The organism is Kitasatospora sp. NPDC092286, from assembly GCF_044755565.1.
Classification (GTDB): domain Bacteria; phylum Actinomycetota; class Actinomycetes; order Streptomycetales; family Streptomycetaceae; genus Kitasatospora.
Window position 1 is genome coordinate 119,956 of sequence record NZ_JBIVRD010000011.1, and the last position, 20,204, is coordinate 140,159.

Consider the following 20,204-nt stretch of genomic DNA (forward strand, 5'->3'; position numbering starts at 1 on the left):
CCGGCCCGGTCGCACGGTGGCGGCCGGTCCGTCAGCCCAGCAGGTCGGACTGGAGGGTGACGACCTGGCGGAAGGCGGCCTCGGGAACGCCGTCCGTGGGGTTGGTCATCACGACGATGCCGACCACGTCCCCGGCGTTCAGGTAGGCCAGGTAGCCGTTGGTCCGGGACTTGGTGGTGATCACCGGACTCTCCCGGATGGTGCGGTCCACCCCGGAGACGTCGTCCCAGCCCTGGGCGGAGCCGGTCTTGAGACCCGGCAGGTCCTTCCACTCGCCGTTGGAACGCAGGTCGGCGAAGACGTCCCAGGCCTCGGGCGAGGAGCCGAAGCGGAGCAGCCGGATCTGGGTGCGGGTGCCGTCGGAGGCGGTCCACTCCCGGACGGTGGCCGCCCGGCAGGCGTCCTGCAGCAGCAGGGCCCGCGTCCTGGCCGGGTCCAGCTGGTCCGCGGCGGCGGCGTCGCAGGCGACCCAGTCGGCGACGGCCGGACCGGCGGACGGTGCCGCCGTGGTGGCGGTGCCCCCGGCCGACGGGCTCGCGCTCGGGGCCGCCGTCCCGGAAGGACTCGCCGACGGGCTCGCGGTCGCATCCGCGCCCGCGCTCGAACCCGCGCTCGCGGTCGGAGTCGGGAAGACCACCGGCGCCAGGGAGCCACCGGCCTCCTTGGGGACGGGCAGGAGCAGATGGCGCAGGTCGGCGGCGTGCCGGCCCTTGCTCTCCTTGGCACTGGGCGCGGCCTTGCCGGACGGCAGCGGCGGCAGGGCCAGCGCCGGGAAGGTGTACCGGCCGTCGCTCTCGGTCGCCAGCCCCGGGAGGTCGGTGCGGTCCGGCGCGGTGACGGCCGCCGCGGCGCCGGTACCGGCGAGGGCCAGCACCAGGACAGCCGCGCTCCAGCGCAGCGCCGCCTTGCGCCGGCGGGTACGACGGGCCGCGCGCTCCTCGGGCGTCTCCGCCGGCGGAGGCGGCAGGAGTGGCGCCTCCGGGGCGCTCCAGACGTTCACCTCGGCAGCCGGGGGCGCGACCGGCGCGACCGGGGCGGGCGGTGCGACCGGCGCGACCGGGGCGGGCGGAACGACCGGCGCGACCGGGGCGGGCGGTGCGACCGGCGCGACCGGGGGCGCGTCGGCGGGAGTGGCCGCGTTGTCGTGGGGGGTGGCGCTGTCGGTCATGCGGACGCTCCCGGGCTGGCGAGGCGGTCGAGCTGCTGGACGAAGAGGGCGACGATCCTGTCCTTGGGCAGCGGTGCCACGCCCTCGGCGCTCATGACCACCAGGAGGTCGCCCTCGGCGGCCGAGCACTCCAGGTTGTCGATCGGCGCGGACGGCGGAGCGGGCATCAGGTAGCAGTGCGCCTCGGGGTGGCCGGGGATCTGCGGGCCGATGCGGAAGAGACCGGTGTCGCCCGTGAAGACGGCGGTGTACTCGTTCAGCTTCTGCACCTCCTGCTGGTTGAACTGGCGCAGCTTCATCCCGATGACGAGGTCGTCCGCCGTGTTCTTGTAGGTGCGCACGCCGGTGGCCTTGACGTGCAGGCTCTCCCAGTACGCGCGCAGCTTGTCGCGCTTCTCCTTGGGGATCTGCTGGAGGTCGTCGTCCAGCTCGGCGGAGAGCACGTCCGCGCCCAGCTCGACGTCGTTGCCGTAGCCGCCCTCGTCCGGGCCGAGTTCGTAGCCGGCCGGGACGGGCAGCAGCAGGTCGCGCAGCGAACCGAAGTGGTTGCCGTTGGACTTGGCGCCGAAGGGGGTGGGCGTGGCGGTCGGGGCGGGGGCGGTGGTCGGCCCGGCGACGACGACGGGAGCCGGGTCGTCGTACTGGGTCTTGATGATGCCGATGCCGATGCCCACACCGACCAGGGCGGCCGCCACCGTCGCGCCGGTGGCGCGGAGCAGCCGTCGGCGGGCCGGGGAGGGGACGGCCGTCTCGGGGGCGGCGGCCTCGGGAGTGACGGCCTCGGGAGTGACGGCCTCGGCGGCGGGCGCGTCCACGACGGGCGGTGCCGGCTCGACGGCGGCGGTCGGCTCGACGGTCGGCACGGGGGCCGCGGCCCCGGTCACGGTGCTGTCGCTCATACCAGCCGCTCCCACTGCTGCTTGGCGATGTCCTTCACGACATCGGGGTTCACCGGCTTCGTGCCGAAGACCTCGACGTCCATCACCACGGTTCCGCGCTGCGCGAGCGCGGACCCGTAGTAGAACTGCTCGGTGGTCTCGGCCCAGTACTCGGCCTGGGTGTCGACCTGGTAGCCGCCGTTGGCGCCCTCCGCGAACGGCGTGAGGTGGTAACCGGCCGCACGGGACTTCGCCTCGGCGGCGCGGTCCGCCGCGTACTGGATCAGGGTGACCCGGACCTTCAGGTCGTCCTTCTTCCAGTCGACCTCGACGGCCCGCCGGAAGTCCTTGGAGTTCAGCGCCTTGAAGAGCGAGGCCGAACTGCCGCTGTGGCCGGCCAGTTCGCCGACGGTGATCCAGCTGGGCCGGTCCGGGTAGTCGGCCCAGGCCGTGCTGCCGTCCGGAGCCGTCATCAGCAGCTTCCGCAGGTCGCCGTCGATGGCCAGCGCCTTCGGCGCCTCCGCGGCGACGGCCGCCGGGTCCGCCGCCTCGGCCGGGTAGGAGGGCAGCGCGACCTGGATCGGCGGCAGCGGGGTCGGCGGGCGGTTCGCCTGGATCGCGTACCCGACGGCACCGCCGACCACCGTGCCGAGCAGCAGGGCGGACACCAGCAGCAGCACCGGCCGGGGACGGCGCGGGGCGCGCACCGGCGGGACCGCGTCGGCGGGCAGGGCGGCGCCGACGGGCAGGGCGGCGTCCGGGGCCGCGTCCTGGGCCGTGTCAGGGGCGACGGCCTCAGGGGCGACGGCCTCGGGCAGCGGCGGGACGGCCGGCACTACAGGCGGGGCGGGCGGCACGGCGGGCGCCTCGGGCACCCCGGGCGCGGCCGGGGGCGGTACGGGCGGAACGGCCGCCGGAGGCGCGTCGGCGGGCGACGGCTCCACGGATTCGGTGGTCACGAAGTGGCTCCAGAAAGGAAGGAAAGGTGACGTCGACGACGGGCGGCGGGGTTCAGCCGCCGGAGGACAGCCACTCGCGCTGGCGCTTCATCAGCTCGCTCAGCAGTGCCTTGTCCGGAGTGCCCTTCACTTCGACGTCGATCGTGTACTGGACGTCGCCCTGGCTGGAGATGCCGGTCATCGAGCCGGTGTACGCCTGCTGCTTGGGCTTGTGCACATAGCCGTGGGCGTTGGGATCGCCGTCGATGTCGATCGAGTCCTGCTTCATCGTGTAGCCCTTGGCGAAGTCGCCCGCCTCCCGGGTGGAACCGAAGTGCAGCAGGGTGACGGTGACTTCGGCCTTCCCGTCGGCCGTGCGGTACATCCGGCTGGCGGCGTCCTTGTACCCGTACGAGCCCAGGATCCGCATGATGCCGTCCTGGTTGCCGAACATCTCCGAGACCTCGTCGTCGGTCAGGGTCGCACCGTCGACCGGCCCGTACGACTCGCCACCGTCCGGGATCGGGAGCAGGAAGTAGCGCAGATCGCCCTCGTGCTTGCCGCCGTTGACGCTGCCCTTGACGGTGCTCGTCGGCTTGGGCGCGGGCGGGACGGCCGGTACCTCGGTCGGCACGGCGGACGCGGTGGCGGACGCACTCGGGCTCGGCGAGGCGGTCGGTGACACGCCCGCGGCCGCCGTGCCGGTCGGTCCGGCCACGACGGCCGGCCGGGACTCCGGCTTCCCGACGGCCACGGTGACGGCCGCGCTGGTCGCCGTGACGGCGAGCAGGCCGGCCGTGGCGAGGGCCACGCCGACGGCGCGCGGCAGCCTGCGCGCGGGCGCGGCGACGGGTTCGGCGGCAGGCACGGGCTCGGCGGTAGCGGGCTCGACGGCAGCGGGCTCGACGGCAGGCGCGGGCTCGACGGCCGCAGGCTCAGTGGCGGGCTCGACAGCGGTCTTGGCGAGATCGGGCACGGGCGCGGGCACGGCACCGTTCACCGGATCTGCGGCGGGCGGCACGTTTTCGGGCGCGGACAAGGAACTCCCCCCGGGGAAAGTGGAATATCGCGCACGGGCCCCTCGCGAGCCACCCCCCGTGGCTCTCCAGGCCGACCGTCACGCGTCTCACCTGCAATTATGAGAGCCGGTCCACACCTCTGCCAACAAAATGAATCACCACACTCCCGCCCAATGATCAATCAAACGGACACGTCGTGATCTAACCGCAACGGGCCGCCGCGCCGGATCGGGGCCGCGGTTCGGGAGCCGCCGCGTCCGACCGGCCCGACGGCCCTGCGGAACGCGCCGAACACACCGACCGCGTCCCGTCAGCCCAACTGCGCCAGGCCCTCGGTGGCGATCCGCTCGAAGACGGCCAGGTCATTCGCGAAGATCGAGTCCGGCACCGGCCAGTGGATCACCAACTCCGTGATGCCCAACTCCTGGTACGTGCCCGCCCAGTCGACGAAGGCACCCACCGATTCCAGCGGTTTCTCCGCCGTCGAGCCCTGGAGCAGCACCTTCTCCAGCTCGCCCACGTCCCGCCCGGCCGCCTCGCACGCCACCGTCAGCTTCCCGATCTGCTGGGCGATCACTGCGGGTGCCTGCTCCACCGGCACGTCCGCCGGCCCCTTCGGGTCCCCGTACGTCACCCAGCCCTGCCCGTACTCCGCCGCCAGCTTCAGCCCGCGTGGCCCGGTCGCCGCCACATAGAACGGCACCCGCGGCGTCTGCGCGCACCCGGGGATGTTCCGCGCCTCGACCGCCGAGTAGTACGCCCCCGCCTCGGTCGTCGCATCCTGCCGCAACAGCTTGTCCAGCAACGGCAGGAACTCCCCGAACCGGTCCGCCCGCTCCCTCGGCGACCACGCCTCCTGCCCCATCGCCGTCGCGTCGAACCCCGTCCCCCCGGCCCCGACCCCCAGCGTCAGCCGTCCGCCCGACACATCGTCCAACGACACGACCTCCTTCGCCAGCGTCACCGGATGCCGGAAGTTCGGCGAGGTCACCAGCGTCCCGAGCCGCAGCCGCTCGGTCGCCGTGGCCGCCGCCGTCAGCGTCGGCACCGCCCCGAACCAGGGCTCGTCCCGGAACGACCGCCACGACAGGTGGTCATAGGTGTACGCGGCATGGAACCCGAGTTCCTCGGCCCGCCGCCAGGTCTTCTGTCCTTCGGCCCACCGGTGGATGGGGAGGATCACGGTACTCAGTCGCATGCCGTCGACCCTACGGGAGCGGTCGTCGTGGGCCCCGGTCATCAAGGCAGGCCGCACCCAGGGGTCAGTAGCGGCTCATGTGGGGCATCGCCTTCTCGGCAAGATCGATGATCGCCTGCGCCTTCGGCAGATCGCCGCTCACCTCTTCGGGGGTGATGGCCGGGGCTTCGGCAGACCGGTACTCGCTCTCGTTGCGGCGGATCCGCATGCGGCTGAACGGTCGCAGGACTCCGCCCAACGGCGGGTCGAGCTGCGCCTTCACCGTTTCGTACACGGCGACATGGCCACCCCTGCTCGTGGCACGGAGACCCTGGTTCATCAAGACCGCGGCAAGCGCCTTGCGCGCGGCGTCGTACGCGAGGCTGTACGCGCCGACCGGGTCGACGTCGAGGAGCAGCTTCGCAGAGGCCAGGTGCTGCCGTGACTGAGCCAACTCCGCCTGGGCGTGCTCCGCAGACGCCGGCACCCTCTCGACCTCACGTCGTTGGATCAGGTCGTCAACGGTCGCACGGCCCTGTTCCCAGCGGTTCACGCGCCATTCTCCTTGTGCAGCGTCAGGCGGACCAACGGTCGCTCGCGGACCGAGGTGAGGAACGGTTCGGCGCTCTCCGAGGCCCAGGCCAGCGGGGAGACGCGGTGGACGTTGACCTCCCGGTGCAGCTCTCGCGAGGCCTGCTCGGCGATGTCGAAGAGCTCGTCCGGGTCGGGCTGCCCGACGACCAGGACATCGACATCTCCTGGGATCGGACCGGGCTCCCCCTCGTAACGGGCCGCCCACGAGCCGTAGATGTATGCCTCCTCGACTCCGTCGAGAGTCGAGAGGATCATCGTGAGTCGAGGCACTGGCCCGTATGTCACGAGCAGCAGGTCGCACAGCGGTCGATACAGCAGGGTGTCCGTTCGAGCACTGATGATCCGGGTACGGCCGAGCCGCTTCCCTGTGAGGATCTCAGCGCCGATCAGCCTGTCCACCTCTCTGAGCACCGCCGTGTGTGAGACGTCCAGCGCCTTGGCCAGTTCGATGAGCGTCCAACTGCGCTCCGGGCTCAGCAGAGTGAGCGCCAACAGGTCTCCCTGCAGCTGAGACCGGAACAGGGGGAGCAGAGAGGGTGCGGAAGGCTTCATTACGCGCAGAATATCATGCGCGTAATGCATATATCGCCTCACGGTCAGAGAGTGATCACGCTGCGTAAGGCAGCGGAGCCGGCAAGCTCGCGCAGCGACCGGTACCCCACCCGGCTGCCCCACGGGCCGCCGGCGAGATACTCCTCCCGCACCTGCGCGAGTACCTGCTGCGGTCCGCCAACCCGGTCCTCGCCCGGGGCTGCGGCACAGCCCCCGCACCGATCAACCCGATCGAGCGCAGTACCCCTGATCCGCCGCCACTGTCCGAGGCGATGGCGATAGCCTGCCTCCGCAGTACACCGTCGTCTGTTCTCCGCGAAGGCCGCTGGCCACCGTGTCCGGGGGCGGCCACCGGGCCGCCGAACACTGCCGCGACGTCCACTGATCGCGCTGCCGATACAGGACAGGTCGAGCCGATCTGCCGCCTTCATCACCTCTCCTCGACCCCGACGTCGCGTTCTCGCAGGTCAGGCTGCGATGGGTGAACGAGGCTTGACCGAGGTCACCAGCGTCCCGAGCCGCAGCCGCTCGGTCGCCGTGGCCGCCGCCGTCAGCGTCGGCACCGCCCCGAACCAGGGCTCGTCCCGGAACGACCGCCACGACAGGCGGTCATAGGTGTACGCGGCGTGGAACCCGAGTTCCTCGGCCCGCCGCCAGATCTTCTGCCCCTCGCTCCACCGGTGGTTGGGGAGGATCACCGTGCTCAAGCGCATGCGGTCGACCCTGCGCGTTCGCTCCGGCAGGTGAGGCTTCGAGCAACCCGCGGCGACGACGCCTGGACGACCGTTAACGTGGCGCCATGGGACTGGGCAAAGCCGAGCTTGAGGCCATGATCGATGAAGCCACCGTTGACGCCTACGGTGAGGACGAACAACTGACCGGGCTGTTCACCATGATCGAGGAGAACCTCGCGGTGCCGTTCAGCGCGACAGTTCTCGGCGTCGACGTGACCGTGCGCGGCGTCGACCTCACGCCGGACGGCCGGATCGTCGCCCTGTGCTCTCGCGGCCCCGTTCGACAGAAGATCGGGATCCTGGAGCTGCCGATGCCGACACCTGCCCCGGACGGCGCCGAGTGGATCGACGCCTACCGACACTGGGCCGGCTGATGCCGAGCAGCTCACACATCACTTCAGAACTGGCTCGCGGGGAGAGACAGGACATGGCGATTGCCGTTCGGGGCGCGGATCACGGCGAGCGCTCGCTCACCGATCTCATCGAGCGCAGTGCCGAGTTGAAGGGGGAGCTGGTCGCCTTCGCGCAGAGCGCGCGCTTCGACCGGTGGTTGACTCCCCTTCTGCTGGAGGCCGCGGGCCCTGAGCGGCTGCTGGACGAGGGTGAGGCCATCCGGATCATCGACCACTTCATCCTGCGGTACCGCCTGCCGGACGGTTCGACCGTGGTGGACCGATTCGTCGCCGGGCGGCGGGACTTGAGCGAGGCCGACCGGGAGATGCTGCTCGGCTGGCGTGACCCGGTCGAGGGCGTCTTCGAGATCCGGCGCAAGGACGGGGAAGCCGTCGTCCTGCTGAACCTGGTCGACGACCTGGAGTACCGCACGTACTCGAACGTCGGGCAGACGGCCTTCCGCGGAGTGTCCAAAGGAGGGTTCCTCCTTGCCTGCCTGGTGCCCGTCCACTCGGCCGACGCCGCGTGGCTGATCTCGGGGGCGATGTCGTCCTACCCGAAGTCCAGCGCCACCGAGATCGCCCGGGCCGCACTCCAACTGGCGACGAACCACCCTGAACTGGTCTTCCGCAACCCCGAGAAGATCGAGCAGGGATGGGCGTCGATGCGGGAGGACCGGGCGGCATTCATCGAGTTCTGCGGCAGCGACGAACTGGTTCTTCCCCCTGCCGAGGCCGAGGAGCGGCTCAACGCCTACTACCGGCACCGGCAGGAGGCCGCCGTCGCCGAGCGGCCCGACCGCGCCCGGGGCAGGCGGTTGCCAGGAATCGATCTGCCGGCCTTCGAACTGCCGCAGTCCCTCGCGGACTCGGACACGGTCGGCGTCATCTACGACGAGGTCGACGGACTCAACTTCTACGCCGACTACGGGATGCTGCGGGACCTCTTCGCCGACCCGGCCCTCGCGGGCCGTAGGCAGCACCAGGACGTGCTGCGCACCTACCTGCGCGAGGAGTCGATCGCGCCCCTGCCGATCCACCGACTGGCCGCCGCCCACCCGGAGACGGTCGACGCGGTGTTCCGGAAGCTGCTGCGGAAGCCCGGATTCACCTGGGGCGAGGACGGCGAGGAGCTGTTGCGTCGGCGGAAGCCCTGGTACTACGCCCAGGAGCCCCGCCCCGGCGTTTCCGTGGTCGGCGAGCGCCTCGGCGAACTCGCCGCGGGCGGCCGACAACGGAAGCTCACCAGGGCGCGGCGCGTGCCGCGTCAACCCGATCACCCATAGGAGCGAATTGCGATACTCAGAGTAGGTACTTGCATAAGTCGCAAGCTGCTCTTCAAGCTATGCAAGCTCCTCCGCCAGCGCTGCTGCCACTCCTGCGTACTGCCTTTCAGGGCAAGTAGGGGATGAAATGGCAGCAGGGCCGCCCCTCGGGGCAGCTCTCAGGCCCTTTGACCGTATGCGCCGACGTCGGAACCAGGCGGAGTACGCGGATCTGGACTCGCCCGAGATCGAAGCCCAGGATGCGGCTGACGACGCCCCGAAAGTCAAGGCGATCATCGAGCTTGCGGAGCGGGTCCTGGATGAGATGAGCCCCTTCTGACGCCGCTCCGGGCGCTGCTCGGGAGCGGATCGACCCAGGTCAATGCGTGAAGAAGCTCTCGGGCAACGTCTCCGGCCACGGTGCCGGGGCGGTCGCCCGCCGGACACGGCGGGCGCCGCGTGAGCAGCCGCCTTGAGGCAGCCGTGCGCACTCGCCCGGTCTCGCCGGACCGGGGCCACGCTCGCGCACGACTGCCACGCACCGCCTCCGTCCGGCGTTGCCGGGGGTCAGGGTGGGATCAGTGCAGTACGTCCAGCTGGTTGGTCGCGTCGTCGACGAAGTAGACGGCGTCCTTGTCCAGGTCCACGGCGAGGCCGAAGAGCGCACCGGCCCCCGGAGGGTTGCCGCTTGCGTCGAGTCGGCGGAATGCCACCTGGGCGCCGCGCGGGGTGGTCTCCACGAGGTTGCCGTCGCCGGCGTTCACCGTGAGGATGTCGCCCCCGGGTGCGATCGCCAGGCCGAGCGGGCCGTTCAGCCTGCCGCCCGCGGTCACTTCCCGGCCGGTACCCGCGTCGGAGTCGCGGGTCAGTGCGTCCGGGATCGCGGTGATCCGGTTGCCGGCGGTGTCGGCCACGTAGAGGGTGCCGTCCTGGCCGAGTCCGACGCCGGTCGGGCCGATCACCAGGGCCGCCGGATCGGTGCGTTCGGTGAATCCGGAGCCGATCCTGGTGGTCGCCAACCGGCAGGGCGGCTCCCCGGCGCGCCCGGTGTCCAGGGTGATCCGCAGCACGGTGCCCTGATTCACGTCGTTGCCGCCGCCGGCCACCGTGCCGTTGAGCACGTTGGTCACGAACAGTTCGGTCCTGTCCCCGTGGCTCACCGAGGTCATGTCCCACGGGCCGTTGATGCCTTCACCGGCGAAGGTCTCGCGCACCGTGCCGTGGCTGTCCAGAACCAGCAGGCAACCCGCCCGGGCGGTGGCCGAGGTGCCGTCGGCCGTGGGCAGGCTGCCGACCACCACCCATCCGCCGGGGAGGACGGACAGCGCGGTGGTGAGCCCGACACCACCCGGGCAGGGGCCGGGCAGGCGGGCGGGATCGATCTCGGCGAATTGCCGCGCGGTGCCGTCGGGGCTCACCTGGACCAGCGTGGTGCCGGTGCCCTGCTGGTTGAGGCTGTTGTTGAAGTTGCTGACCAGCACATTGCCCCGGTGCAGGTCACCGGCGCTGTGCTGGACGACCGCCGTGCCGTAGGGGTTCAGATCGCCGTTGACCGGGACTGTCGAAGCGATGGGCGACACGGTGTTCAGCGGACCGACGAACGGCTCGCGGGCGCCCGCCGGGGTGGCCGTGGCCGTGCCGGCCGCCATGGCGACCACCACCGCGGCCATCGTCGTCAGGCGGGTGCGGACTCGAACTCTCACGTGAAGCCTCCTGGACATCGAGTAGGGGACGTCTGCGGACGGAACGGACTCCGCCGACGCCGCCGCACGTGCCTCCCGGCCGCATCGGCGCACCAGGAGCACCGAGCGGTGAAAGCGCTACCGCGGCACGGCCCGACCGGAGTTCGTCCCGGGCGACCCTGATCCGGCGTTGCTCATGACGTCACGCTAGGCAGGCCCGCGGGCGGCCGCGCGGTGACGTCCGCCAAGAGTGCGCTCACACGGAGTGACACCGTTCCGGGCGCGGCCGTGCCGGAGCGACGCCCCCTGTCAGGCTCGGCCGCGACGGCCCGGGGGCAGGTGGCGGTAGCCGGGGTGGACGCCGGAGGTGAGGCCCTGCTGGCGGGCGACGGTGTCGAGCAGCCGGGCCAGCTGCGCCCGGTCGCCCTCGTCGAGGGCGGCGAGGAGGGCGTCCTCGTGCTCGGCGGCGACCTTCCCCACGCCGCCGAGCACGCGGCGGCCTTCGTCGGACAGGTACAGCTCGTGGTTGCGGCGGTCCTCGGTGCTGCGCCGCCGTTCCACCAGTCCCTTGCGGTCCAGGTTGTCGATCAGGGCGACGACACGGCTGGGCACCACCCCGAGGTCGGTCGCCAGCGATCGCTGGCTGCGGCCCGGCTTGCCCGCGATCATCCGCAGCAGCCCGATGTCCGGTGGGGTCAGGCCGAGTTCGGCGACCCGTTCGGCGAACCGCGCGGCGGCGTGCGCCCCGATCTGGGCGAGGAGGAACGCCGCTCCGCCCCCGGGGCGCGGGGCCGGCGGGCCGGAGTCCTGGTCTGGTTGCCACGCACTGCTCACGGGGCTATGGTACGGAAAGCTAAATGATTCTCCAATGTGAACTGTTCAGTCGAGAGAACGGATTTTCCCATGGAATCACCACGTACCGGCGACAGCTGGCCCCGCCACCCGGATCTCGACGGCAAGGTCGCTCTCGTCACCGGCGGATCGCGCGGCATCGGCGCGACGACGTGCCGGGCCCTGGCGGCCAACGGGGTGAAGGTCGCGGTCAACGGGCGGGACGAGGCGGCGATCGAGGCCGTTGTCCGGTCCATCACCGAGGACGGCGGGCACGCCGTTCCTGCGCCGGGGGACGTGACCGAGCCGGACACGGCCGGGCGGCTCCGCGCCGTCATCGAGCGCGAGTTGGGCCCGGTCGACATCCTCGCCCCCTTCGCGGGCGGCCAGGGCCGGCCCGTACCGACCGCGCAGCTGACACCCGACGTGTGGAACGCCGCCATCGCGTCCGACCTGACATCGGTGTATCTGACGGTGTCCGCCTTCCTGCCGGCCATGATCGAACGGAGGTCGGGCACGGTGGTCATGATGTCCTCCACCGCCGGCCGCCACCCCGGCGGATCGAACGCCGCCTACGCCGCCGCGAAGGCCGGCGTGCTGATGTTCGCCCGGCATCTGGCCAACGAGGTCGGCCGCCACGGCGTACGGGTCAACTGCCTGGCGCCGTCGGCGGTACTCAACGAACGGATGCGACAGTCCATGTCCGACGAGCAGTTGACCGGCCTGGCCGGCATGTTCCCGCTCGGCCGGCTCGGGCGGCCCGAGGACGTCGCACAGGCGGTGCTCTACCTCGCCTCCGACGCCGCGTCCTGGGTCACCGGAGCCACGCTCGACCTGTCCGGCGGGCGGGTGATCGCATGACCATCGCCGCCGTCTCTCCTCCAGCACGACGACAGGCCCAGGGCGGGCCCCCACCGGGTGTGCTCGCCGTGGTGTTCACCGCGCTGTTCCTGGCCGGCCTGATCATCAGCACCCTGCTGGCCGACGGTCATCCGTTCCCCTCGCCGTTCGGCCGCACCGACGAGATCGTGGCCTACTTCCGCGACCACCACGGCGCCGTCCAGGCCTCCGGCGCCCTGCAGTTCGCGGCCGCGATCCCGCTCGCCGTCTATGCCGCGACCGTCTCCGCGCGACTGCACCGACTCGGCGTCCGCGCCCCGGGCGCGACCATCGCCCTGACCGGCGGCGTGCTCGCATCGGCCTTCCTGGCCTGCTGCGGACTGGTCACCTGGGCGCTCTCCCGGCCCGAGGTGCTCGACCAGCCCGCGCTCGTCCGGGCGCTGCAGTACCTGGCCTTCGCCACCGGCGGGCCCGGGCACGTGGTGCCGCTCGGTCTGCTCGTCGCCGGGATCGCCGTACCCGGTCTCCTCGCCCGCCTGCTGCCGCGCCGGCTGGCACTGGCCGGTCTGGTCGTGGCCGCCGTCGCCGAACTGGCCGCCCTCACCCTGCTGGTCGACGGCGCGGCCGTGCTGCTGCCGATTGCCCGCTTCACCGGCCTGGCCTGGCTGATCGCCGCCGGGTTCCTGCTGCCCCGGCAGCGTGTGCGGACGGAGGGACGACATGACCGCGAGGGATGAGACGACCACGGACCAGGCCGCAAACCAGGCCGCAAACCAGGCCACGGACCAGGTCACGGCCACGGCCGCCGGTCGGGCCAGGAAACTGCTGGTCTTCGGTGCCACCGGAGGCACCGGCGTACAACTCCTGGCGCAGGCCCTGGCCGCGGGCCACGCCGTCACCGCGGTCGTCCGTGACCCCGGCCGCGTCCCCGCCCCCGCCTCCCGGAAGGCCGACGGGCCACTGACCGTCCTGCGCGGTGACGTCCTCGACGCGGCGGGCTGGCGTTCGGCCCTCGCCGGACACGATGCCGTCCTGTCCTGCCTCGGCAGCACCGACCGCCGGCGCCCCACGACGGTCTACTCGCAGGGCACCCTGAACATCCTCGCCGCCATGCACAAAGCCGGGGTGAGCCGCCTGCTCTGTCTGTCCTCCGCCGGTCTGGAGACCGACCCCGGCATCCCGCTCGCCCAGCGGCTGGTCACCAGGCTGGTGATCCAGCGGCTCTACCGCCACGGCTACGCCGACATGGCCCGGATGGAGGCCGTGGTCAGGACCGACGACACCGCGTGGACGGTCGTCCGGCCGCCGATGCTCACCGACGGACCGCTCACCCGCCGCTACCGGACGGCGGAGAACGCCCATCTGACCGCCGCCACCTCGCTCTCCCGCGCCGACCTCGCCCACTACCTGCTCACCGGCGTGGGCGACCGGCGCACCCACCGGGCGGTCGTCGAAGTCTCCTACTGAGGCCTCCGGTCCCGAACTGCCGGACCGCGGACCGGACCGCCGCCCCGACCGGTCCCGGGGCCGGCGGGTGCGCGGCGCACAGGAAGGCCCGGCTACGGGTGCGGGCGGGTGCGCTGGGCCGGGAAGCGGGGCGGGGCCTCGGGGGTGCGGCGGGCGATGTCGGCGAGGGCGGCGAAGATGACGTCGCCGATCAGGACCGGTTCGCGCGCGTCGCGGGTGTCGTCCGGGGTGGTCGGTGGGCGCTCGTCTCGAAGCTGGCGAGTTGGCATGGCTCTTCCTGCCGACGGGGTGGCCATGGCAGTTCTGCCCGTGCGGGGGAAGCGGGACACCCCGATCGGGTGCGAATCGGCTGGAAACGTCGTATCCGGGGCCGAAACGCGCCGCACGGCACGGCACTTACCGGAAACAGATACGGGCAGGGGGTACTCTCCGGCCCGTGACGGCGGACGGGCACGGGAGCGGACGGCCGAGCGGACGGCCGAGCGGCGGGGAGAGCGGCGGGGCGATGGCCCGGCTGCTGGTGCTCGGCGCGCTCCTGGCCGGGCTGTTCCTGATGCACGGCTCCCCCACCTCGGCGGGCGGCTGCCACGAACCCGGGGCAGCGGCGGTCGCGATGGCGGCGGCCGGCCCGCACCACGACGCCCCCGCCCTGGACGGCCACCGGGCGCGCGGCAGTGATCCGCAGGCCGTCTCCTGCGTGTCCACCCGGGACCGGGACGGCGCCGGGCTGCCCGCCGCCGCGCCGCTCGCCGCCGGGGCGTTCGCCCCGCTGCTCGCCGTCCGGGTCGCCGCCGACCCGCGCGGGCGGCGGACCGGCGGCCCACGGGCACCACCCGCCGCCGGGCGGCGGCTGCTCCTCCGGGTGTGCGTCGCACGGACCTGACCGGGCCCGCGCCGGGCTCCACCGCCGAACGCGGGGAGGCCGGGCGCGCCGCGTCCTGCCCGTACCCACCGGAAGACACCGACCGACATGACTCCCACCCCCCGTCACCGCACCCGCACCCTCGCTCTCACCGCCGGCGCCGCCGTCCTCGCGGCCGCCCTGACCGCCTGCGGCTCCGCCGGAACGGGCGGGGCGAACGGGATGAGCGGGATGGACCACGGCGCGAGCACCGCCACGCCGGCCGCCTCCCCCAGCGGCGGCCATCAGGGCCACCAGCCGCCCGGCGCCGACTCGGCCACCGCGGCCGGGACCACCGCCACACCCGGCTCCGCGAACGCCCCCGGTCTCGCCGCCGAGCAGAACGGCTACCGCCTCGACCCCGCCACCGGGACACTCCCCGCCGGCACACCCACCGAGTACCGGTTCACCGTCACCGGCCCGGACGGCAGCCCCGTCACCGCCTACCAGACCGACCAGACCATGCGGATGCACGCCTACGCGATCCGCTCCGACCTGACCGGCTTCCAGCACCTGCACCCCGAGATGGCCGCCGACGGCACCTGGACGGCCCCGCTGACCGCACTCGCCCCCGGCGACTGGCGGGTCTACGCCTCGTTCATCCCGGACAGCGGCGCCGGAAAGGGCACCGGTCTGGTGCTCAGCCGCCCCGTGACCGTCCCCGGCGACGGCTCGGCGACGGCCGCCGAGCCGCCCGCCACCACCGGCACCACCACCGGCACCGCGACCGTGGACGGCTACACCGTCGCCGTCGAGGGCACCCCCGTGGCCGGGCGGGCCGGCGAGCTGAAGGTCACCGTCAGCCGGGACGGCAAGCCGGTCACCGACCTCCAGCCGTACCTCGACACCTTCGCCCACCTGACCGCCTTCCACACCGGCGACCAGGCCTTCGCCCACCTCCACCCCGAGGCCGGGGCCGAGCCGGGCGGCACCGGCGGCCCGACCCTGGCGTTCCACGCCGAACTGCCCGCGGCCGGCGACTGGCGGCTGTTCCTGCAGTTCCGCACCGGTGGCACCCTGCACACCGCGGCGGTGACCCTCAAGGTCGTCGTCTGAGGCAGGCCTCGGGGCGTCGGGAGGCCGCCGCCTCGGCGGTGACCTCCCGACGGCGGTAGGCGAAGATGGAGCGGTGACCAGCCAGCCGATGCCGCCCCGCCCCGTTGCCGCCACCCGTCTGATCGCCACCGACCTGGACGGCACCCTGCTGTGCTCCGGCGGCACCGTCACCGAGCGCACCGCCGCCGCCCTCGCGGCGGCCGAGGCGGCCGGGATCCAGGTGGTGTTCGTCACCGGCCGCCCGCCGCGCTGGATGCAGCAGGTCAGCCCGCACATCGGCGGCCACGGGGTGGCGATCTGTTCGAACGGCGGCGCGGTGGTGGACGTCCGGCGCGGCGAGCTGCTGGAGTCCTTCCCGCTCTCCGCCGAGGACGCGCTCGCCGTCGTGGCGGCGCTGCGGGCCAAGCTGCCCGGCACCGCGTTCGCCTTCGAGTACCCGGCCGGGTTCGCCCGTGAGCCCGGCTACGAGGTGCGGATGTGGGGCCAGGACGAGAACCATCCGGTCGGCCCGGCGGAGGAGCTGCTGGGCACCGGCGGCCCGGTGCGCGGCCTGTTCAAGCTGCTCGCCAAGCACCCGGACCTCGACCCGGACAAGCTGCTCGGCGAGGCCCGGGAGGCGGCCGGGCACCTGGCGGAGATCACCCGCTCCGCCCCGATCCCGCTGCTGGAGATCAGCGCGCCCGGCGTCACCAAGGCCAGCACGCTGGCCCACTGGTGCGCCGGACGCGGGATCGACCGGAGCGAGGTGGTGGCCTTCGGCGACATGCCGAACGACCTGGAGATGCTGGCCTGGGCCGGCACCGCGTACGCCGTCGCCAACGCGCACCCGCAGGTGCTGGCGGCGGTGCCGCTGCACACGGTGAGCAACGAGCAGGACGGCGTCGCGGCGGTGCTGGAACGGCTGCTGGGCCCCGAGGCGTAGCCCCAGGGCCCAGCAGCCGTTCCAGCCATCAAGCCCCTTAGCCGAAGCGGCCGTTGACGTAGTCCGAGGTCCGCTGGTCGCGCGGGCTGCCGAACAGCTGCCCGGTCGGCCCGGCCTCGACGATCCGGCCCGGAGTGTCGTGGGTGGCCAGGAAGAACGCGCAGGACTGCGAAACCCGCTGCGCCTGCTGCATGTTGTGGGTGACGATCACGATGGTGAGCCGCCCCCGCAGCTCGGCGATGGTCTCCTCGACCCGCCGGGTGGACGTCGGGTCGAGCGCCGAACACGGCTCGTCCATCAGCAGGATGTCCGGCGAGACCGCCAACGACCTTGCGATGCACAGACGTTGCTGCTGACCGCCGGAGAGCGCGCCGCCGGGGGTGTGCAGCCGGGTGGAGACCTCGTCCCAGAGCCCGGCCCGGCGCAGGCTGGACTCCACCAGGTGCTCGCGCTCGTCCTTGGAGACCTTGATCCCGGCCAGCTTCAGCCCGCTGGCGACGTTGTCCTGGATGGACATCGCCGGGAACGGGTTCGGCCGCTGGAACACCATCCCGATCCGGCGCCGCACCTCGGCGGGCCGCCGCCCGGGCCGGTACACGTCGTCGCCGTCCAGCAGCACCTCGCCGGCGAGCGCGGCGCCGCGCACCATCTCGTGCATCCGGTTGAGGATCCGCAGGTAGGTGGACTTGCCGCAACCGGACGGACCGATCAGCGCGGTGACCTCCCCGGCCGGCATGGCGAGCGAGACCCGCTCCAGCACCTTGTGCGAGCCGAACCAGGCGGAGACGTCCCTGGTCTCCAGCCCGGCCAGCCCCTCCTGGCCCGGGCCCGCCGACAGGTCGGCCGCCGGGACGGGCGGCAGGGTGAGGGTGGTCTCGGCGTCGCCGGCCCGGGCGTACCCGGCCCGGTCCACCGGGTGGGGCACGGCGCCCTGGTGCGGTCCGCCGGTCGGGTTCGGCGCGTCGGTCATCGGTGCGTCGGTCATCGGTACTTCCGTCATCGGTACGTCCGTCATCGGTACGGTCCTCCGGGCGCGCGTCAGTAGAGGTTGGGCAGCAGGGCGGCGGCGTTCTCGTACACGGCCCAGAGCAGCGCGCCGACGACCGGCGCGAGGCTCAGATAGGCGGCCGAGCGGTGCCAGCGCCGGGCCAGTACGGTGGCGGCCACCACCGCGCCGAGCAGGCCGAGCATCCACAGCTGCAGCGTGGCCAGCGCGCCCTTGTCCGCGGCCAGCGCCTTGTCGTACGGGACGGTGGCGGGCCGGCCGCCGGGGTTGACCTCGGGGTCGCCCTCCAGCCGGGCGCCGATCAGCACCGTGGAGCCGGGGATCCAGTTGGAGTCCCCGGTGACCAGCACCAGCCGGTTGCGGACCGGGTCGCTGATCGGGTGGTCGCCGTCGCCGTACACGTTGACGGTGTAGGTGAACCTGCCCTGGCCGGTGGTCGCCTCGATCTTGTCGCCGACCCGCAGCTTGGACAGCTCGGCGAACGGCGCCCCGAAGCTCGCCCCGCGGCCGAACACCACGGCCACGCCGGTCTGCCCGGGCAGCGCGGTGTCCCGGCGGTGGCCGGGACCGCGCATCAGGTCCCGGCCGGTGGTGCCCTCGACCACCACGGCCTGGTGCAGGCCGATCGCCGGGATGTCGAGCAGCGCCACCGGGTCCCCGTCGGCGGCGGCGCCGGTGGGGGCGACCGCCCGGGCCAGCTGGTCCCGGAAGGTCTTGTAGGCGGTGGACTGGAAGTGCCGCTCCTGGACGTGCGAGAGCGTGAAGAGGTACCCGACGAAGCCCGTCACCAGCACGGCGAGCAGGCTGACCGCCCAGGCCGCCTGGAGGAACCGCCGCCGCCCGGGCGTCACGGCGGCGGCCTCCGGCACGTCCGGCTTCGGCGCCGGGGCGGGAGCCGCCGCGGGCGCCGGGGCCGCCGCCGGTCGGTCGGGGGCGGCGGGCTTCTCCAGTGCCGCGGCCGTCATGACCGGCCGCCGGTGGCGTTGCGGCGGCGCAGCAGCCGGCGGCCGAGCAGCGGCGGCACGGCGACGACGGCGAGCAGTTCGAGCGCGGTGAGGGTGGTCAGCAGCCAGTCCTCGGGCCGCCCGTCCACGGCGACCACGTTCGCCTGGACCTCGGTGGCGACGCCGCCCCGGCCGCGGGCGACCACCTGGCCGGTCTGCGGGTCGACGACGTCCTCGGCCGTCGGGTCGCCCTCGCCCCCGGTGGCGGCCGCGTCACCGCCGGCGCCGGGCTGGCCGGCCGCGTCACCGGTGCCACCGGCTCCGGAGCCGGTACCGCCCGCGCCGGAGCCGGCGCCCGTGGTGCCGGGGGTCTTGCCGTTACCGGTACCACCGGTACCGCCGGTGCCGCCCGCGGCCGAACCGGAACCGCTGCCGCCCGTGGCCGAACCGCCCGAGCCGGACCCGTTGCCGACCGGCTTGCCGTTCTCCACGGTGCAGTTCAGCGGCGCGCCCGCCTTGTCGCACGGGCTGGGCTGCGGGGCGTTCTTGAGGACGGTCAGCTCACCGGCCGAGTTGAAGGTCGGGTTGGCGCAGTTGGAGAGGGTGTTGGGGTCGACCGGGCTGGCGTTGCCGGGGATGTGCTGGGTCTGCAGCAGCCCGCCGCGGACCAGGCCGCGCGGGATCGGCGAGTAGCCGAGGCCGTCCGCCTCGCCCTGGCCCTCGCAGAGCACGTAGGAGAGGAAGCGGCTGAGCGCGCTGCCCTTCTCGTTGGTGAACTTCGGCAGCTTCTCCAGGCTGTTCTCGCGCGGGACGATCAGATAGCTGTAGCTGGAGATCGGGTACGCGCGCGGGTCGTTCATGGTGTAGACGGCGTCGAGGTTCTGCTGCAGGTAGTTCGGGTCGTCCGGCGCGGTGTTGTCGTCCACGCCGCGGATCTTGGCGGCGGTGAGCGCGACGGCGACGTTGGAGGCGGTCGGCAGGGAGTAGTAGCCGGCCGAGTTGAGCACCTTCACGACCGGCCAGTTGCTGCGCTTGGCGAAGGCGTACTCGTCGTAGCCGATGGTGCCGAGGCCGGACGGGGCCTTGATGTAGCCGGCGACGACGTCGGAGCCGTTCTGGGCGACCATGCGGCCGGACGGCGGGAAGAACTCGGTGTAGTCACCGCAGGGGACGCCGTTGATGCTGCGGCAGTACTCGTCCCACTGGGCCTGGTGCGTGTGGCTCATCCAGCGGGTGAACTGGGCGGTGGCACCGGAGCCGTCGGAGCGGACCACGGGGGTGATCGGCGTGCTGGGCAGGGCCTTGCCGTAGTCCGCGGTGATCTTCGGGTCGTTCCAGTTGGTGATCTTGTTGGTGAAGATGTCCACGATGGTCTGCGGGGAGAGCCGCAGGTCGCGGACCTGCTTCCCGGCCACCACGAGGTTGTACATGAACGTCGTCCCGCCGGCCGTGACCGGCACGTAGGAGTAGCCGTAGCGCGGGTTCTCGGCAGTACCGACACCGCTGTTGTGCCCGGTCTGGCCGATGCCGTCGTCCTGCTTGCTGCGGAACGGCACGTCCGAGGCGGTGAAGTCGTCCTGGCCGTTGCTCCACTGGGTGCGGCCGGCCGCCGAGCCGATCGGGTTGAAGTTGATCTGGATGCCCTGCGGCGCGACGTCCTGGCGCCACTGGTCGATGGCCGGGCCGGCCCAGCTGGAGCCGTCCGCGTTGAGCGCGACCGCCGCGTACGCCGGGGTGCTCTGCCCCAGCAGCAGGGAGGCCGAGGCGAGCAGCAGGGACAGCAGCACGGCCAGCGTGCGGGCCACGGGTCGGCTTGCGGCCTCCCACGACATGGGGAC

The 20,204-nt window shown here is 72.8% G+C and carries 22 protein-coding genes and 1 pseudogene; 9 read left to right on the forward strand and 14 right to left on the reverse strand.

From position 1 onward, the window contains the following. Positions 1 to 31 precede the first annotated feature (31 nt). The 8 genes and pseudogenes from ACIQIB_RS13825 to ACIQIB_RS13860 all read right to left on the reverse strand — a co-directional run. The gene (locus ACIQIB_RS13825) at positions 32 to 1,168 is read right to left on the reverse strand and encodes a hypothetical protein (RefSeq protein WP_400757986.1); all 1,137 of its coding nucleotides are present in this window, start codon (positions 1,166 to 1,168) and stop codon (positions 32 to 34) included. Next, entirely contained in the window at positions 1,165 to 2,067 is a 903-nt protein-coding gene (locus ACIQIB_RS13830) for a hypothetical protein (protein WP_400654237.1), read from the reverse strand. Before ACIQIB_RS13830 ends, ACIQIB_RS13825 begins: the two co-directional genes overlap by 4 nt. Then, positions 2,064 to 3,005 (reverse strand): hypothetical protein, encoded by a 942-nt coding sequence (locus tag ACIQIB_RS13835; RefSeq protein ID WP_400757988.1) that lies wholly within the window; start codon positions 3,003 to 3,005, stop codon positions 2,064 to 2,066. The genes ACIQIB_RS13830 and ACIQIB_RS13835 overlap by 4 nt, the downstream gene beginning before the upstream one ends. 52 nt (positions 3,006 to 3,057) lie before the next feature. Further along, a complete protein-coding gene (locus ACIQIB_RS13840; RefSeq protein ID WP_400757990.1) occupies positions 3,058 to 4,023 on the reverse strand; it encodes a hypothetical protein in 966 nt (321 codons plus the stop codon). A 290-nt stretch (positions 4,024 to 4,313) separates the two neighbouring features. Continuing rightward, complete coding sequence (locus ACIQIB_RS13845; protein WP_400757992.1) at positions 4,314 to 5,201, reverse strand: LLM class flavin-dependent oxidoreductase; 888 nt, start codon at positions 5,199 to 5,201, stop codon at positions 4,314 to 4,316. Positions 5,202 to 5,265: 64 nt separating this feature from the next. Continuing rightward, positions 5,266 to 5,733 (reverse strand): hypothetical protein, encoded by a 468-nt coding sequence (locus tag ACIQIB_RS13850; RefSeq protein ID WP_363605245.1) that lies wholly within the window; start codon positions 5,731 to 5,733, stop codon positions 5,266 to 5,268. Then, positions 5,730 to 6,266 (reverse strand): nucleotidyltransferase domain-containing protein, encoded by a 537-nt coding sequence (locus ACIQIB_RS13855; RefSeq protein ID WP_363605244.1) that lies wholly within the window; start codon positions 6,264 to 6,266, stop codon positions 5,730 to 5,732. Before ACIQIB_RS13855 ends, ACIQIB_RS13850 begins: the two co-directional genes overlap by 4 nt. Positions 6,267 to 6,802: 536 nt before the next feature. After that, positions 6,803 to 7,039 (reverse strand): annotated as a pseudogene (locus tag ACIQIB_RS13860) (LLM class flavin-dependent oxidoreductase); the annotation flags it as partial. An 86-nt stretch (positions 7,040 to 7,125) separates the two neighbouring features. On the opposite strand from ACIQIB_RS13860, the gene ACIQIB_RS13865 reads away from it, so the two are divergent. The 3 genes from ACIQIB_RS13865 to ACIQIB_RS13875 all read left to right on the forward strand — a co-directional run bounded on the left by ACIQIB_RS13865 (position 7,126) and on the right by ACIQIB_RS13875 (position 9,057). Beyond that, the gene (locus ACIQIB_RS13865; RefSeq protein ID WP_400757994.1) at positions 7,126 to 7,434 is read left to right on the forward strand and encodes a hypothetical protein; all 309 of its coding nucleotides are present in this window, start codon (positions 7,126 to 7,128) and stop codon (positions 7,432 to 7,434) included. Positions 7,435 to 7,487: 53 nt separating this feature from the next. Next, positions 7,488 to 8,738 (forward strand): hypothetical protein, encoded by a 1,251-nt coding sequence (locus ACIQIB_RS13870; protein WP_400757996.1) that lies wholly within the window; start codon positions 7,488 to 7,490, stop codon positions 8,736 to 8,738. A gap of 127 nt (positions 8,739 to 8,865) precedes the next feature. After that, positions 8,866 to 9,057 carry a hypothetical protein gene (locus tag ACIQIB_RS13875; protein ID WP_400757998.1) on the forward strand — a complete coding sequence of 64 codons (192 nt, stop codon included), beginning with the start codon at positions 8,866 to 8,868 and terminating at the stop codon, positions 9,055 to 9,057. A 238-nt stretch (positions 9,058 to 9,295) separates the two neighbouring features. Here the strand turns inward: ACIQIB_RS13875 and ACIQIB_RS13880 are convergent, their stop codons facing one another. After that, positions 9,296 to 10,420, reverse strand: a complete 1,125-nt coding sequence (locus ACIQIB_RS13880) for a hypothetical protein (RefSeq protein WP_400758000.1) — start codon at positions 10,418 to 10,420, stop codon at positions 9,296 to 9,298. Between the two features lie 288 nt (positions 10,421 to 10,708). Continuing rightward, positions 10,709 to 11,233: a MarR family winged helix-turn-helix transcriptional regulator gene (locus ACIQIB_RS13885; protein ID WP_363605236.1), complete on the reverse strand. Its 525-nt coding sequence runs from the start codon at positions 11,231 to 11,233 to the stop codon at positions 10,709 to 10,711. Positions 11,234 to 11,302: 69 nt separating this feature from the next. Here ACIQIB_RS13885 and ACIQIB_RS13890 point away from each other — a divergent pair, with 69 nt between their 5' ends. The 3 genes from ACIQIB_RS13890 to ACIQIB_RS13900 are packed head-to-tail and all read left to right on the forward strand — an operon-like array spanning position 11,303 to position 13,537. After that, positions 11,303 to 12,091, forward strand: coding sequence for an SDR family NAD(P)-dependent oxidoreductase (locus ACIQIB_RS13890; protein WP_400758002.1), 789 nt, complete (start codon positions 11,303 to 11,305; stop codon positions 12,089 to 12,091). Then, positions 12,088 to 12,807 (forward strand): hypothetical protein, encoded by a 720-nt coding sequence (locus ACIQIB_RS13895; protein ID WP_363605233.1) that lies wholly within the window; start codon positions 12,088 to 12,090, stop codon positions 12,805 to 12,807. The genes ACIQIB_RS13890 and ACIQIB_RS13895 overlap by 4 nt, the downstream gene beginning before the upstream one ends. Next, complete coding sequence (locus ACIQIB_RS13900) at positions 12,791 to 13,537, forward strand: NAD(P)-dependent oxidoreductase (protein WP_400758004.1); 747 nt, start codon at positions 12,791 to 12,793, stop codon at positions 13,535 to 13,537. The genes ACIQIB_RS13895 and ACIQIB_RS13900 overlap by 17 nt, the downstream gene beginning before the upstream one ends. Before the next feature lie 92 nt (positions 13,538 to 13,629). Here ACIQIB_RS13900 and ACIQIB_RS13905 read toward each other — a convergent pair whose 3' ends face one another. Next, complete coding sequence (locus ACIQIB_RS13905) at positions 13,630 to 13,806, reverse strand: hypothetical protein (RefSeq protein WP_363605231.1); 177 nt, start codon at positions 13,804 to 13,806, stop codon at positions 13,630 to 13,632. A 167-nt stretch (positions 13,807 to 13,973) separates the two neighbouring features. On the opposite strand from ACIQIB_RS13905, the gene ACIQIB_RS13910 reads away from it, so the two are divergent. The 3 genes from ACIQIB_RS13910 to ACIQIB_RS13920 all read left to right on the forward strand — a co-directional run bounded on the left by ACIQIB_RS13910 (position 13,974) and on the right by ACIQIB_RS13920 (position 16,416). Continuing rightward, positions 13,974 to 14,420, forward strand: coding sequence for a hypothetical protein (locus ACIQIB_RS13910; protein WP_400758006.1), 447 nt, complete (start codon positions 13,974 to 13,976; stop codon positions 14,418 to 14,420). Between the two features lie 87 nt (positions 14,421 to 14,507). Beyond that, the gene (locus tag ACIQIB_RS13915; protein WP_363605229.1) at positions 14,508 to 15,494 is read left to right on the forward strand and encodes a hypothetical protein; all 987 of its coding nucleotides are present in this window, start codon (positions 14,508 to 14,510) and stop codon (positions 15,492 to 15,494) included. 73 nt (positions 15,495 to 15,567) lie between these two features. Continuing rightward, positions 15,568 to 16,416, forward strand: coding sequence for an HAD family hydrolase (locus tag ACIQIB_RS13920; RefSeq protein WP_400654218.1), 849 nt, complete (start codon positions 15,568 to 15,570; stop codon positions 16,414 to 16,416). Positions 16,417 to 16,453: 37 nt separating this feature from the next. On the opposite strand, the gene ACIQIB_RS13925 is transcribed toward ACIQIB_RS13920, so the two are convergent. The 3 genes from ACIQIB_RS13925 to ACIQIB_RS13935 are packed head-to-tail and all read right to left on the reverse strand — an operon-like array spanning position 16,454 to position 20,198. Then, complete coding sequence (locus tag ACIQIB_RS13925) at positions 16,454 to 17,401, reverse strand: phosphate ABC transporter ATP-binding protein (protein WP_363605228.1); 948 nt, start codon at positions 17,399 to 17,401, stop codon at positions 16,454 to 16,456. A 53-nt stretch (positions 17,402 to 17,454) separates the two neighbouring features. Next, positions 17,455 to 18,387: a class E sortase gene (locus ACIQIB_RS13930; protein ID WP_400758009.1), complete on the reverse strand. Its 933-nt coding sequence runs from the start codon at positions 18,385 to 18,387 to the stop codon at positions 17,455 to 17,457. After that, positions 18,384 to 20,198: a phosphate ABC transporter substrate-binding protein PstS gene (locus tag ACIQIB_RS13935; protein ID WP_363605226.1), complete on the reverse strand. Its 1,815-nt coding sequence runs from the start codon at positions 20,196 to 20,198 to the stop codon at positions 18,384 to 18,386. Before ACIQIB_RS13935 ends, ACIQIB_RS13930 begins: the two co-directional genes overlap by 4 nt. Positions 20,199 to 20,204 lie beyond the last annotated feature (6 nt).